The sequence below is a fragment of the Labilithrix luteola genome (genome assembly GCF_001263205.1).
GTDB classification, from domain to species: domain Bacteria; phylum Myxococcota_A; class Polyangia; order Polyangiales; family Polyangiaceae; genus Labilithrix; species Labilithrix luteola.
The window spans coordinates 8020431-8034969 of record NZ_CP012333.1; the positions used below are offsets into that span (position 1 = coordinate 8020431).

Consider the following 14539-nt stretch of genomic DNA (forward strand, 5'->3'; position numbering starts at 1 on the left):
TGGGACACCTAGAAGGACCGATGCCCCGCTCGCCGCGTCACGATCAACCGTCTTCTGCCGGCTCCGCGGGCGTTCTCGCCAGCGGTCCAACAGCCGCGCTTTCCGATCCACGCGAGCATCGTGAAGTTCTCGAGAGGGCCGTCCACGACCTGAAGAATCCGCTCGCGGTCGTGCGCGCGAGCCTCGAGTGGCTCGAGGTCGAGCTTGGGACGGCCGAGGACGTGCCTCCAACTTCGCCGCGCGATTCGGGGGCCGAAGTCGCCGAGGCGATTCGCGATGCAGGCTCGGCCACGAAACGTCTCGTCGAGATCGTCGAGGATCTCGCCACGCTCGCGCGCTTGCACGACGCGTCGAACGTTCGCGACAACCGCATGTTCCTCGCGCCTGTCGTGAGCGCGGCGATCGGTGCGTGCCAGGCGCGCGCCCAAACGCGCAACGTCGTCCTCTCCAGTGACGTTCCCGCTTCGCTCGAGACCACGGGTGATGCGTCGCTCTTCTCGCGTGCCCTCGCAGCTCTCCTCGACGCGACCGTTCGCGGGGCGCGGCCGTCCGCGAAGATCGTGACGTCGGCGCGCGAACGAGACGCCGACGGTCGATGGCTCGAGATGGTGATCGCGGTGGCGGACGAAGATCCGCGCGACGACGCGCACGAGGGGGGCGAGGGAAGCGTCGCCGATCTTCCAGGATCGGGGCTGGGAACGCTGCTCGCGACGCGCATCGTGGACGTGCACGGAGGCTCCGTCACGGTCGTCTCGGGAAACATGGTTCCCCGAATCACGGTGCGCGTTCCGGCGCGCGGCTAGCGCTCGTCGCGCTCGTCGCGCTCGTCGCTTTCGTCGCGGCTGCGCGCGCCGGCCGGAGCCTGGAGGGAGTCGGGCGCGGTCGAGCGAACGAGTCGACGGAAGTTCGAGCGATCGAGCCCCGAGCGGCGCGCGGCCTCGCTCATGTTGCCCGCGGACGCGAGAAGCAGCGCGTTCACGTACGTCTCGTTGAAGTCCGCGAGGATACGTTTCTTCGCCTCGGGATAGGACATCTCCGCGAGGCCGAGTGCGGCCACGAGCTCGGACATCGTGCCGACCACGGGTTTCGCGGGGGGCGTCGGCGCGGGCGCGGGCGCCGGTAGCGGCACGTGCGCGGGTACGTGTGCAGGTACGTGAAGCGCCACTTGCGGCGGGGCAGGGGTGGCGCCCGGTGGCGGATGCCACGGAACCTTCGCCTCGATGGCGAGCTGGACTTCGGCTGGGAGCGACGTCGGAAGGATCGTCTCGCTCTCCGACAAAACGACGGCGTGCTCGATCGCGTGTTCGAGCTCGCGCACGTTGCCGGGCCACTCGTAGCGCTGCAAGCACAAGGCGGCCTCGTGGCTGAGGCGCGTCGCCGGACGACCGGCGATTCGTGCGTGCTTCTGGATGAAGTGCTGCGCGAGGTGGAGGATGTCGTCACCGCGATCGCGAAGCGGCGGGAGCCGGATGGCGATGACGTTGAGTCGATAGAAGAGATCTTGGCGGAACGTTCCGGCGGCGATCGACGCGCGGAGATCGGCGTTGGTCGCCGCGATGACGCGCACGTCGACCGTCTTGATCGTGTCGCTGCCGACGGGCTTGATCTCGCCTGACTGCAACGTGCGCAGGAGTTTCACCTGAGCGCTGGTCGGAAGGTCGCCGATCTCGTCGAGGAAGAGCGTTCCACCGTTGGCCGCTTCGAAGAGGCCTGCGCGCGCGGTGACGGCCGACGTGAAAGCGCCTCGGGTATGTCCGAAGAGCTCGCTCTCGACCAGCTCACGAGGAATGGCGGCGCAATTGACGGTGACGAGTGGACGCGCCGCCCGCCGCGAACGCTCGTGGATTGCGCGCGCGACGAGCTCTTTGCCGGTGCCGCTCTCGCCGAGGACGAGGATCGTCGAGTTCGTCGACGCGACGCCGGACACCAGCCGATAGACCTCACGCATCGGCGGGCAGCGACCGACCATCTCGCCGGTGGGCGTTGTCGGGCCCGCCGTACGCTCCTGCTTGTCGGTGCGCCCGCGCAGCCGCCGGTACTGAGCGGCGTTGAGCACCTCGATGACCACCGACTCGTTGGAGACGAAAGGCTTCGTGAGGAAGCCGTATGCTCCGGCTTTGACGGCGCTCACGGTCGTCGCGATGTCGGCGAAGGCGGTCATCATCACCACCTCCACCGGGTACGCCGCCGCCTTGATGCGCTGAAGGACCTGTGGACCCGTGATGCCCGGCATACGCACATCGACGAGGACGACGTCGAAGTTCTCTTTGTCGAGCAGGTCGAGCGCGACGTAACCGTTCTCGGCCGTTGCGGTCTCCATTCCACGTTGGCGAAGCACGCGTGCAAGCGTGCTCCGCAACGCGTCTTCGTCGTCCACCACGAGGACGCGAACAGGAGCTTCGCCATCAGGGCGCAGGGAGAGAGCGCTGCGGTCGTCTCCCGAAGTGCGCTGCCCCCCATTCGAATTCGAGGCGCCGTCGGTGGCGAGCTCTCCTTGGCCCGTTCCTGAACCAAGAGTGCCTGTGCCTGTGCCTGGATTCGTGGCCAGCTCCGTCACGTCCCGTCCCCGCGCTACCCGCGCTACTCCAACCCTACGCCGCGAGCTCGACCTCGCTCTCGCTCGCGCCTTCTTGGTTCAACAAGATCTCCCTAAGACGGGACGTGGCTCGAGCATGGAGTTGAGAGATACGAGCTTCGCTCAATCCCAACGACGATGCAATGGCCTTACTCGGCATTCCCTCGAAATACCGCATACGAACGATCGCGCGTTCACGCGGCGGAAGCTCGTCCACGGCGGCGTGGAGCGCTTCGAACTCGCGCCGCTCGAGCAGTTCGTCGAGCGGTGACGATCCATCGCCTTCCGCGATGCCCGTCGCGGCGAGCGCGAGCTGAGGAGGCAGGTCGTCGAAGCCCACAACTGCGATCCGAACCCGCGGTTCCGACGCGGGCGCTTCGGCGTTCGCGCTCGCGCTGCCATTCCCGCTCGCATTCGCGTTTGCGTTTGCACCTCCGGGGGCAGGCTGACGTCGCAGAGCGATGACGTTCGTGGTGCCGGTCGTCCCATTGTCAATGCTCGCCTGCGTGTCGGGGGTGCCCGGAGTGCGCCGGCGGCGCGGCGACCAATCGTGGCGACGAAGCTCGTCGACGATCGCGCCACGAATGCGAATGCGCGCGTAGCTTGCAAACATCTCCGAACAGGTATGCGCGCTCGCACGCAGCGCCTGGAAGAGACCCATCGTGCCCGCGGCGACGAGATCCTCACGCTGCACGCTCCTCGGAAGACGCCGCATGAAGTGCGCAACCACGCGGTGGACCAGATGCATGTGCTCCGCGATGTTCTCGGCGGTCGGGTTGATGTTCGTCTTCGTCGTGGCTTCGCGGTCGGCTTGCATTGATCGGCCCTCGTTGCGAGGTCCTTCAGCACTGCTTGTGCCACCGCAGAGGCCGCCGCGTTTTCTCGTGAAAGAGGCATCAATCCGCGCGTTCGTTGGGCCGTTAGGTGGGGGACCGACAAGCGCATGCCGCTCGAGCGTCATCGCGATGGCGTTCGAGCCTCATGAAGCTCTGCTCCGTCAACGCCATGACTGATCGCGTGAGCGGGTGAGAGCGTTGCCGTTTGCGTACGCGTTCGAGCAGTGTTGCGAAACCCTACAAACGCGCGGTCTGCTTTGCCCAGCGTACCTACCGTGCGATCATGCGCGCGACATGAGCCCGCCCGATCACGGAACTGGGGAGGCGGAGCAGTCGAGCTTCGAAAGGCCTCGCGCACACCACGATTCTGCCCCGTCGTCGGGGCAAGGGACCGGGGGCAGAAAAGTCTGGATGGTCGCTGGGTTGGTGGCTGCTGTGGCCATCGGCGGCGGGGCCTATGCGATGACGTCCCACAAGGCGCACGCGCCGACGGCCGAGAGCGTTCGTGACGTTCCCCAGCGCGAGGGTAACGCCATCGTCTTCTCCGACGCCTTCGCCAAGCGGGCTGGGGTCAAGATCGACTCGGTGCGTCGAGCACCTCTCGTTCCCACGATTCGCGTCGTCGGAACCGTCACGTTCGATCCGGCGCGCGTCGCGGCGGTCGGCACACGCCTCCGCGGCGTGGTTCGGAAGACCGCCAAGTACGAAGGCGACGAGGTGAAGGTCGGTGACGTCCTCACCGAGATCGACAGCGCAGAGCTCGGCGAGGCGCAGGCCACTCTCCTCACCAATCGCGCGCAGGCCGAGGCCGCCGAAGTGAACGCCAAGCGCGAGAAGAGCCTGCTGGATCGCCAGCTGACGACGGCGCGCGAGGCCGAGGTCGCCGACACCACGCTCCGCTCGCAGAGCGCGATGCTCAGCGCCTCGGAGCAGCGCGTTCGTGCGCTCGGCGGCAACACGGGGCCGTTCGGCGTCCATATCCTCAAGTCACCGATCGCCGGTCACGTGGTCGAGCGCCACGTGCAACCGGGGCAGGCCGTGGAAGCAAACGTGACGGCGTACAAGATCGCCGACCTCTCGCGGCTTTGGATCGAGCTCGCGGTCACCGAACAGAGCCTCGGCGCAGTCCGCCGTGGGGACCGAGTGTCGGTGGCGCCCGTGTCCGACCCGACGAAGGCCATCATCGGTCGCGTCGGTCACGTGGGTGAGGTCATCGACCTCTCCACCCGCACCGCCGACGTGCGCATCGAGGTCGACAACACCGAGCGCCTCCTCCGCGTCGGCCAGTCCGTCTTCGCCACCATCGACGCGTCGGGGCCCGCCCACGAGGCTCTGCTCGTTCCGCGCGATGCCGTGGTCTTCGTCGATGGCAAGCCCACCGCGTTCCGCGCCGAGAGCACCACGCGCGTCGTCCCCATCGCACTTCGCCTCGGCGCCGCCAACGAATCGGACGTCGAGATTCTCGAAGGACTCGGCGAGCACGACAAGGTCGTCTCGGGCGGCGCCTTCTACTTGAAGAGCGAGCTGTTCCGGTAAGCGATGCTCGAGGCAATCGCTCTCTTCGCCATCCGGCGTCGTGTTCTCGTCGTCGGGATCCTCTTCGCGGTTCTCGCCCTCGGCGGAATCCTGGCGACACGACTTCCGATCGACGCCCTGCCGGACGTCTCCACGGTGCAGGTCGACGTGCTCACGCAGTGTGGCGGTCTCCCGCCCACCGAAGTCGAGCGCACGGTGACCTTCCCGATCGAGAAGGCGATGACCGGCGTTCCACGGAGCGTCCAGGTCCGTAGCGTCTCGCGTTTCGGCCTCTCGGCGGTCACCATCGTCTTCGAAGATGGCACCGACATCTGGCATGCGCGTCAGCTCGTCCTCGAGCGCATGCGCCAGGCCCAGAGCGAGTTGCCACCTTCGGCAGGCTCGCCGGAGCTCGCACCGCCATCGACCGGTCTCGGGACGATCTACAAGTTCGTCGTCAAATCCGAGCATCACTCGCCGATGCAGCTCCGGACGATCCTCGACTGGGAGATCGGCCCGAAGCTCAAGACCGTCAAAGGCGTCATCGAAGTGAACAGCTTCGGCGGCGAGCTCAAACAGTACCAGGTCGTCGTCGACCCCAAGCGGCTGCATGCTCGCGGCCTCACGCTGAACGACGTCGTCGATGCGCTTCGCGCCGCGAACGTGAACGTCGGTGGTGGCTACGTCGAGCGAGGCGGCGAGTCGTACTCGATTCGCGGGCAGGGGATGCTCACCGGCGAGAAAGACATCGCCGCGGTCGTCGTTCGCTCCGAGAAGGGGCAGCCGCCGCTACTCATCTCGCATGTGGCGGAGGTTCGCGTGGGCTCGGCGCTCCGCTACGGCGTGGTCACCCACAACGGCGAGCGCGAGGCCGTCAGCGGTCTCGTGATGATGCTCGCCGGCTCGAACAGCCGGGACGTCATCACCGCCGTGAAGGCGAAGATGGTGGAGATCCAGCGTGAGCTTCCCCCCGGCGTCGGCATCGAGGTCGTCTACGACCGCGCCGACTTCGTGGGACGCACGCTCAAGACGGTCGGCACGAACCTCGTCGAAGCACTCTTCGTCGTCACCATCGTGCTCGCCGTCATGCTCGGCTCGGTGCGCGGTGCGCTGGCGGTCGCGATCGGCATGCCTGCCTCGATGGCCATCGCCATCTTCGGCATGCATCTCTTCCACGTCACCGGCGACCTCATGAGTCTCGGCGCGATCGACTTCGGTTTCCTCGTCGACGGTCCGATCGTCATTCTCGAGGCAATCATCGCCGCCACCGCCGGGCGAAAGCTCGTCGGTTCGGCGAAGGCGCGAGCGTATGCCGACGTCGCGCGCTCGGTCGTCTCGCCGGTCGCCTTCGCCGTCGCGATCATCATGCTGGTGTACATCCCGCTACTCACGCTCGAGGGCGTCGAGGGCAAGATGTTCCGTCCGATGGCGATCACGATGTCGTGCGCGCTCTTCGGCGGCCTCGTGTACGCCGTTCTCTTCTTCCCGGCGCTGCTCGTCGCCTTCGTTCCGCCGAAGACGGCGCACGGTCCGAAGTGGATCGAATCGCTCACGCATTGGTACGAGGGCGTGACCCCCGCGCTGCTCCGCCATCGCTGGCCGATCACCGGCGCCGCCGTCGCGATGCTCGTGGCGTCGGCATGGCTCTTCGGTCGCGCCGGTGCCGAGTTCATCCCTCGCATCTTCGAGGGCGACGCCATCATCGCCATGCAACGTACGCCGAGCATCTCGCTCGACGAGGCGCGCAAGCTCGATCTCATGACCGAGAAGGTTCTCAAGGCCCTGCCCGAGGTTCGCCAGGTCCTCGGTCAGAGCGGCCGCGCGGAGCTCGCTCTCGACGCCGTCGGCAACGAGAACACCGACATGCTCGTGCCGCTCAAGCCCCTCAAGGAGTGGACCACGGCGAAGGACCTCGACGAGCTCTCGGTCATCATCAAGAACCGCATCGAGACCGAGGTGCCGGCCACGTTCGTGTCCGTCTCCCAGCCGATCGAAGATCTCACGAATCAGCTCATTGCCGGCTCGCGCGCGGACGTCTCCATCAAGGTCATCGGCACGGATCTCGAGGCGCTCGTTGCCTACTCGAACAAGGTCGGCGACGCCGTCCGAGGCATTGCCGGAACCGGCGACCTGAAGATCGAGCGACTCATCGGTGCACCCGTCATCACCGCTACGGCCGATCGCGCGCGCATGGCTCAATACGGCGTCCGTGTTCGCCACGCGTTCGACGTTCTCGAGGCGTCGCGCGAAGGTGTGAAGGTCGGCGACGTCTACGAGCGCGAGCGGCGCTTCGATTTGCGTGTTTTCGTCCCACCCGGCCGTCCGACCGCCGAGGGCCTCGCCGATCTCTTCGTCGAAACCAACGGAGAGTCGAGCATTCCCATGCGCGACGTCGTCCGTCTCGAAGAAGGCGAGGGGCCTGCGGTCGTGAAGCGTCTCGATCGTGAGCGCCTCATCCGCATCGACGTGAACCTGCGCGGACGAGACCTCGTATCGTGGGTCGAAGAAGCGAAGCAGAAGGTTGCCCACGACGTGCCACTCGACAGCGGCTATCGCATCGAGTGGGGCGGACAGTTCGAGAACTACGAGCGCGCCTCGAAGCGCCTCGCGCTCGTCATTCCGGCCGTCGTCGCCATCATCATCGGCATGCTCTTCTGGATGTTCAAGAGCGCGCGTCCGGCACTGGCCGTCTTCTCGGTCGTGCCCCTCGCGGCGAGCGGCGGCATGATCGGGCTTCTCCTCCGTGGACTGCCCTTCAGCCTTCCGGCGGCCGTCGGCTTCATCGCCCTTGGAGGTGTCTCCGTTCTGAACGGCGTCGTCATCTCCTCGACCGCGAAGGCGCGCATGGTGGCGGGCGACGACGCCGATCGTGCGGTGGCGTACGGGGCGGCGCATTCCGTGCGCGCAGTGCTCACCACCGCGGCGGTCGCGGCACTTGGGTTCTTCCCGATGGCTCTGTCGACGAGCGCGGGCTCCGAAGTTCAGCGGCCTCTCGCGACCGTCGTCATCGTCGGCATGGTGTTCGGCACCGTGCTGACGCTGGCCGTCTTCCCGGGCATTCTCGCCACGGCGCTCAAGGGCTGGAAGCTGACCGAGCAAGACGAGCACGACGAGCTGAGCGACCCGCTCGAACCGTCGCGCTCCGCCGCGGAGTAAGCATCACGCGCACGTCACGCGCGTCTCACCACTGCGTGGGGGCATAGTCCTTGAGGAACTTGCCCCACACGTGATGGCCGGTCAGAAGGCCGGAGAAGAAGGGGTCGCAGATGCGCGCGGCGCCGTCGACGATGTCGAGCGGTGGCTGGAAGTCGTGCACGCGCTGCTTTCGCTCCGCGAGCTTGGCTGCATCCTCGTCGGTGACCCAACCCGTATCGACCGCGTTCATGAAGATGCCGTCGGCGGCGTACTCGGGCGCGCTCGTCAGCGTCATCATGTTGAGCGCCGCCTTCGCCATGTTGGTGTGCGGATGCTTGTCGGTCTTCGTCCGACGCGCAAACTGTCCTTCCATGGCCGAGACGTTGACGATGTGCTTCTCGTCCGTGCGGTCGCGCATCATGAGCGGCTTCAGCTTCCCGCATAGAATGAAGGGGGCGACGGCATTGACGAGCTGCACCTCGAGCATCTCGGGCGACGGAACCTCGCTCAGCGTGAGGCGCCAGCTGTTCGTGGTGCGGAGGTCGATCTGCTGCAGATCGGCGTCGGTGCGGCCCACGGGGAAGTACTCGTGGTCGCGTGAGGCGTCGTCGTAGGCGCACGGGACCTGCGAGAGCATGGCCGAGGAGCGGATACCAACGCCCGGACCGTCGCCGCTCCACGCCACGAAGCCGCTCGGATCCCCGCTCGCCTGCGGCAGGGCTTGGACGTCACGGGCTTCGAGCGAGAGCGTCGACTTGCACTCCTCGTGACCACGGAGGACCGATTGCACCGCGGGCGAGAGGTCACGGAAGGGCCGCGTCTCGAGGTCGAGCAGGTGCGCGTAGAAGCCCGCCGGGCGCCTCACCGTCTGCGCGGCGTTGTTGATGAGGATGTCGAGGCGCGACTTCGTCTGCGTCACGTAGCGCGCGAACATCTCGACGCTCGGCGAGTGGCGCAGGTCGAGCCCGAAGACCTCGATGCGGTGCTGCCACTTGGCGAAGTCTTCTTCGCGGGCAAAGCGCGCCGCGGCGTCGCGCGGGAAGCGCGTGGTCACGATGACGTGGGCGCCGGCGCGCAGCATCATCAGGGCGGCGTGGAAGCCGATCTTCACACGTGCGCCGGTGATGAGCGCCACGCGACCTTCGAGCGACGCTGTCTGGAAGCGCTTCTGGTAGTTCAGCTCCGCGCACTCCGGGCACATGGAGTCGTAGAAGAAGTGGAGGCGCGTGAACTCCTTCTTGCACACGTAGCAGTCGCGCGGATTATTCAGCTCGCGGACTTCCGCTTCGTTTGCCGGCGCGCTGCTGCCGACGAGCTGCGGAGGCGCCGTGAAGACGTCGGCGAGGCGCGCCGTACGGATCTCGGTCGAGGCCCGGAGCGCGCGGTCGTGCTCTTGCTTCTGCGCGTGCGTGATCTTGCGGAAGGCCTTCGAGGTGCGCGTGGCTTCGTGGCGCGTCGGTCGGGAAATTCGGCCAGCGGCGACGAGCAGGCGAACGCGGTTCTCCTGCGAAACCTGGGCGAGGAGCGTGCGCTCTTCCACGAGCGCTTCGAGCATCTCGATGCAGCGCTCGAGCTCTTCCGGCGTGAACTTCTTCATCTCGGCCCGCTTCTTAGCGGAACTCGGGCCGACCGTCTCTCGGTCGATGCCGTCTCAGCGGGCCATGACGGCCACGAACACGGCGGCGGCGAGGAAGATGACCACCGCCAGCGCGAGCATGACCGTGTTGGTGCGCTTCCTGAGCGGTTTGGGGGCAGCCGCGGGCGCCGGTCGGCTCGAGACGGTGCGCGCCGCGGGGCGCTCGCTCGCGATCGCGGCCTTCGGCGCGGCCGGCTCCGGCTTGCGACGGGCAGGCTTGGCCTCGGCGACCGGACGGGCGGGGCGCGCTTTCTTCGTCTTCTGTTTTTGCTTCTGCTGCGCGGCCTGCGCACGTGCCTTGCGTCGCGTCTTCTTCGCGTCGGCTTTCACCTTGCGCTTCTGGCGAAGGACCTCTTCGCGTTGCTCGCGCGCGAGCTTCGCAGCGGCGTAGGCGGCGGGGTCGAGGCGCTCGTCCGGCAGCTCGGGCTCCGGCTCTTCGTCCTCGTCCTCGTCCTCGTCCTCGTCTTCCCAGCCCGAATCGAGGTCGTCGACCTTGTTCAACGGAGCTTCGGCGCGAGCGTCGTCGTTCTCATCCTGGTCCTCGGGCGCAGCTTCGACGGCAGCCACGGGAGCGGGAGCCGCCGCGGGGACGGGGGCCGCCAGCGACCCGGGCGCAGGGACCGAGACGACGGGACGCATCGATGGAACGGGCGCGGCGACGGCAGGCGGCATCGCGGACGGTGCAGGCGCGAACGGCTCCGGAGTGACCGGCGCGGCGATCACGCTGACCTCCGCGGCGATGCTCATCGGGGCCGGCGATTCCCAGCCGCTCTCGAGCTCCGAGAGGAGGTTTCGCGTGCTCTCCGACTTTTCCTGGGTCATGCTCGTCACCGCGGGCCTCGCTTACGGTGCTGGTCGCCCTTCCGATTCGGGAGGTTAGGGGAGCGCAGCGCGGCGTGAACGCTAGCCGCATCGTCGGGGAATTGCCATGTCTCGACGATCCGTGTCCTCGAAGGAAGTGCGAACGCACGTTGCGCTTCCAACGAGTGGATGCGCGTAACGCGTGCGGAGGAACGTTCCCCTCCTCGGCTGCCCAGCGGAAACTCGTTGTCACCGGTGCGCTCGCGATCGCGCGTCTCGCGCTGGTTCACGATGGTTCACAAAGCGACGACCGGATCGTGCGGGCGGGCATGGCCACGCTGTCCACACCTTTTCCACAGGGAAAGGGGGCTCTTCGGGCATTGCAAGATCGCTGAGGTTCGAGCTCGTTCAGCGATGCAATCAGGTCCGCTTGCGCCTTTATTTCCGAGCCGGAATGACGCGCCTGGGCTGACGACCCGAGCAGGCGAGCACGGCTCCGTGGATCCACTCGCTCGTGAGGGACGGGAATTGTCCACACCTTGTCCTGAACCGGCAGCAGCGCCTCGACGGCTTCTACGACGGAGAGCTCAAGGCCCGATATGCCGCGAACTTCAGGTGCCGCCGTTTATGCCGGACGTCGGACGGGCTCGCAACCGATAAATGACCCGCTCAATCACTTTGTTATCCACACGGTTATCCACAGAATGGATGTGGAGCTCTGTCTCGTGCGATCCGTTGAAACGAACGATAAGGCTCATTTTGCGAGGCAGAATGCATCTCGTGTGTTCGTTCCAGTGGTTCGAAAGGGACCAGTCTCATGTTTGATTGTTCGATATGATCGCCGTTGTTTGGAAATGTTGCCGGATTGAAATGTCGAATTGAAGACACACGAAGCGCCATCGCCGCGGCCATCGCAGCCGCGCGCCCTTCTGAACGCTTTCGCGATCCTCCCGACCGTTCCCGCTCGAGCGTCTCTCGCGTCACCGCTCGACGCGGCGTTGGTGAGCCTCGTCTTCGTCCGCAATGGACACTCGGAGATTCGACGCGTCCGTGAGCGTCCGTGAGCGTGTCGTGACGTGCCGGCGCGTCACGACATCGTCACTCGAGGTCAAGCACGACCATACTAGGTATCCGACATCCCAACCGGAATTGGGATTGCCGCGGATTTCATCGAAAACGACAGCGAGAGCGCTCGTAAGGTGTAAAATTGCATACTTTTTGGCCTCGAGACCCATCCGAGACGTACCCTTGACGTCGCTCGCGAGAACCTAGTGATCTGGGTTTTCTTCGCGAGGGCCGCCCCCGCGTCCCATCAGAGGTCATGATGACGAAGGCGTCACGGCATCCGCACGAGCAACCGATCGCGCAGCCAACGAGCGGGCCGGTTCCCACCTCGCCTCGCAACGAGGCGGGCACGTCGATCGCGGTCGGCGAGACGATCGCGTCCAAGTACTTCGTCGAAGCCGTCATCGGTGAAGGTGGCGTTGGGTTCGTCTACGCCGCGCAGAACTTGGAGCTCGACGAGCGCGTCGCCCTCAAGGTTCTGAAGGACGAGATGCTCGCCCGCGAGGAGATCGTCGGCCGCTTCATGCGCGAGGCGAAAGCCGTTTGCCGCATCAAGAGCGAGAACGTCGCGGCGGTCTACGACGTCGGGACGACGCGCAACGGCGCTCCGTTCTTCGTGATGGAGTACCTCGACGGTCAGGACCTCCGCGTCGCCATCGACGATCAGGGGCGGCTCGGCGTGCGCGAGGTCACCGACTACGCGATGCAGGTTTGCGCGGCACTCGCCGTCGCCCACGCGGAGGGCATCGTCCACCGCGACATCAAGCCCGAGAATCTCTTCCTCACCAAGCGCGCCGGTCTCGACGTCGTCAAGGTGCTCGACTTCGGCATCTCGAAGACCGCGCTGACGGGATCGGTCCTCTCGTCGGTCCTGCCGCTCGTCAAGACGACGAACCTGATGGGAACGCCGCTCTACATGTCGCCCGAGCAGATTCGCTCGGCCGAGCGCGTCGACTCGCGCTCCGACATCTGGTCGCTGGGCATGGTCATGTTCGAGGCGCTTGCCGGGCGCCTGCCGGTCCAGGCCGACTCGATCACGGAGCTCTGTGCAGCGATCCTCGAGTCGCCGTTCGACTCGCTTTCCAACTACCGCAACGACCTGCCCGACGGCCTCATGGAGGTCATCGAGAAGTGCCTCGAGAAGCGCGTCGAAGACCGCTACCAGAACGTGGCGGAGCTCGCGATGGCGCTCTTGCCGTTCGCTCCCACGCGTTCGCGAATCTGCGCTGAACGCGCGGCCAATGCGCTCGCTGGGGCAGGCCTCATCGAACGCGACGCCGTGCGCTTCCCGAGCAGCGCACCGCCGAGCCTGAACTCCGACCAGCCGCGCATGTCCGTCAAGGTCGGCGTCGGTTCGTCGAGAGCGTCTCGCCTCACGACGACCCAGGACGGAGAACGGATCCGCGGCTCGAAGAGCCCCGAGGTATGGGCGACGATCCACAGCGCGTCGGCCAACCAGGTCGCGCGGGCGCGCAAGCTCAAGGTCGCTGGCGTTCTCGTCTGCATCGTCGTCAGCGCGGTTGCCGTCATCGCGCTCCTGTCACCGTCCGAACGACAGGCGGCAAAAGCGCCGGAGAAGGCGGCGGCGAGCGCTGCTCCGGTCGTTGCGACGCCCGAGCCGGCGCCGGTGGAGACGGCTGCACAAGCGCCGAACTCGCCATCGACCGCAACGGGCTCGGCGAGCTCGCCGAAGGCGACGACAGCCGCGAAGCCTCAGGCGCCGGCGCAGCCACAGGCGGCGCGCCCGACGGCCGTTCCGGCCAAGGCCACGGCGGCCGCTCCGGCCAGGCCTGTCGCCACGACTGCGCCCGCACCGGCGACGCCCTCGGTGGCCCCCCCGGCGAAGAAGTCCGAGGGCCCCGATATTGGATATTGAGCTTTCCGTTCCTTCGACATCGCGCTTCCCCAGCAGGAGAGATCACTTCATGAATGGACGACGCATCGCCGCCGCGATCGCGCTGCTCGGGCTCGTCGTGAGCGGCCGCAGCGCACACGCGCAGGAGGACGCCACCAGCGTCGCGGCGGCCCGCACGATCGGTCTGGAAGGTTTGCGTCTCGCCGAGAGCGGCAACTGCCGTGAGGCCATCGAGAAGTTGGAGCGAGCCGAAAAGCTTCACCACGCACCGACGACGCTCGCGAAGCTCGGCGAGTGCCACGTGCAGATCGGCAAGCTCGTTCTGGGAACCGAGGAGCTCGCGCGCTTGGTTCGCGAGCCGCTCGCCGCCGATGCACCGCCTGCGTTCGTGAGCGCCAAGGCGCGCGCGCAGAAGCTCCTCGAGGAGACGCGTCCCCGTCTCGCCCAGCTCCACATCAAGGTCGTCGGACCCGCCTCTCCGCAGGTGACGGTGGATGGTGAGACCGTTCCGGCCGCGTTGCTCGACATCGATCGTCCGACCGATCCGGGCGCTCACACCGTCGAAGCGACCGCGCCTGGGTTCAAGAGCGCGTCGTCGCCCGTGAGCCTGAAGGAGGGCGAGCGCGTTCCCGTGACGCTCACGCTCGAAGTCGATCCCAACGCGCATGTCGTCGTGGACGCGAATACGTCGCGCTCCGGAGCGACCCAGCCGAAGGAAAGCGACGCGAAGAAGAGCGAGGGCGGAAGCGGCATGCGCGTCGTCGGCTGGACGCTCCTCGGCGTGGGAGCCGCCGGTCTCGTGACGGGCGGCGTCGCCGCGCTGCTCGCGTCAGGCACGAAGTCGGACCTCGACAACGCGTGCACCGCAGACGGTGCGTGCCCGAGGGATCAAGAGAGCGCCATCTCGCGCCTCAAGACCGAGAGCACCATCTCCACCATCGGCCTCATCGTCGGCGGTGTCGGTGTCGTCGGCGGCGTGACCATCCTTCTCGCGTCGCCGAGCAACAGCGGATCGGCGCGCGTTGGCAATGCGGCGGCGCCGAAGCCCGTGGCTCGCGCGCCCAAGGCTCCTTTCTTGTCGGTCGGGCCCAGCTCGGTCGCGCTTCGCGGAGAGTTTTGAG

At 66.8% G+C, this 14539-nt stretch carries 9 protein-coding genes; 5 read left to right on the plus strand and 4 right to left on the minus strand.

Annotated features, from left to right (window positions below; translation table 11 throughout):
* The first annotated feature begins 20 nt into the window (after positions 1-20).
* A complete protein-coding gene (locus AKJ09_RS34870; protein ID WP_169928114.1) occupies positions 21-803 on the plus strand; it encodes a sensor histidine kinase in 783 nt (260 codons plus the stop codon).
* Here the strand turns inward: AKJ09_RS34870 and AKJ09_RS34875 are convergent.
* A complete protein-coding gene (locus tag AKJ09_RS34875; protein ID WP_146652167.1) occupies positions 800-2557 on the minus strand; it encodes a sigma-54-dependent transcriptional regulator in 1758 nt (585 codons plus the stop codon). The genes AKJ09_RS34870 and AKJ09_RS34875 overlap by 4 nt on opposite strands.
* Positions 2558-2591: 34 nt before the next feature.
* Complete coding sequence (locus tag AKJ09_RS34880; RefSeq protein ID WP_169928115.1) at positions 2592-3392, minus strand: sigma-70 family RNA polymerase sigma factor; 801 nt, start codon at positions 3390-3392, stop codon at positions 2592-2594.
* 430 nt (positions 3393-3822) lie between these two features.
* Between AKJ09_RS34880 and AKJ09_RS34885 the strand changes: the two genes are divergently transcribed.
* Both AKJ09_RS34885 and AKJ09_RS34890 read left to right on the plus strand, forming a co-directional pair.
* Positions 3823-4947 carry an efflux RND transporter periplasmic adaptor subunit gene (locus tag AKJ09_RS34885; protein ID WP_169928116.1) on the plus strand — a complete coding sequence of 375 codons (1125 nt, stop codon included), beginning with the start codon at positions 3823-3825 and terminating at the stop codon, positions 4945-4947.
* A gap of 3 nt (positions 4948-4950) precedes the next feature.
* Positions 4951-8082, plus strand: a complete 3132-nt coding sequence (locus tag AKJ09_RS34890) for an efflux RND transporter permease subunit (protein WP_146652170.1) — start codon at positions 4951-4953, stop codon at positions 8080-8082.
* A gap of 25 nt (positions 8083-8107) precedes the next feature.
* On the opposite strand, the gene AKJ09_RS34895 is transcribed toward AKJ09_RS34890, so the two are convergent.
* Complete coding sequence (locus AKJ09_RS34895; RefSeq protein WP_146652171.1) at positions 8108-9658, minus strand: SDR family NAD(P)-dependent oxidoreductase; 1551 nt, start codon at positions 9656-9658, stop codon at positions 8108-8110.
* A gap of 54 nt (positions 9659-9712) precedes the next feature.
* Complete coding sequence (locus tag AKJ09_RS34900; protein ID WP_146652172.1) at positions 9713-10528, minus strand: hypothetical protein; 816 nt, start codon at positions 10526-10528, stop codon at positions 9713-9715.
* 1291 nt (positions 10529-11819) lie between these two features.
* Here AKJ09_RS34900 and AKJ09_RS34905 point away from each other — a divergent pair.
* Together AKJ09_RS34905 and AKJ09_RS34910 are read left to right on the plus strand one after the other, a co-directional pair.
* Entirely contained in the window at positions 11820-13439 is a 1620-nt protein-coding gene (locus AKJ09_RS34905; RefSeq protein WP_146652173.1) for a serine/threonine protein kinase, read from the plus strand.
* Between the two features lie 49 nt (positions 13440-13488).
* On the plus strand, positions 13489-14538 hold the full coding sequence (locus AKJ09_RS34910) for a hypothetical protein (RefSeq protein ID WP_146652174.1): 1050 nt from the start codon (positions 13489-13491) through the stop codon (positions 14536-14538).
* The last annotated feature ends 1 nt before the right edge of the window (position 14539 follow it).

Coding starts and splice junctions, on each gene's coding strand:
- AKJ09_RS34910 (WP_146652174.1), top strand. CDS start 13,489: ATGAATGGACGACGCATCGCCGCCGCGATCGCGCTGCTCGGGCTCGTC.
- AKJ09_RS34890 (WP_146652170.1), top strand. CDS start 4,951: ATGCTCGAGGCAATCGCTCTCTTCGCCATCCGGCGTCGTGTTCTCGTC.
- AKJ09_RS34870 (WP_169928114.1), top strand. CDS start 21: ATGCCCCGCTCGCCGCGTCACGATCAACCGTCTTCTGCCGGCTCCGCG.
- AKJ09_RS34885 (WP_169928116.1), top strand. CDS start 3,823: ATGGTCGCTGGGTTGGTGGCTGCTGTGGCCATCGGCGGCGGGGCCTAT.
- AKJ09_RS34895 (WP_146652171.1), bottom strand. CDS start 9,658: ATGAAGAAGTTCACGCCGGAAGAGCTCGAGCGCTGCATCGAGATGCTC.
- AKJ09_RS34905 (WP_146652173.1), top strand. CDS start 11,820: ATGATGACGAAGGCGTCACGGCATCCGCACGAGCAACCGATCGCGCAG.
- AKJ09_RS34880 (WP_169928115.1), bottom strand. CDS start 3,392: ATGCAAGCCGACCGCGAAGCCACGACGAAGACGAACATCAACCCGACC.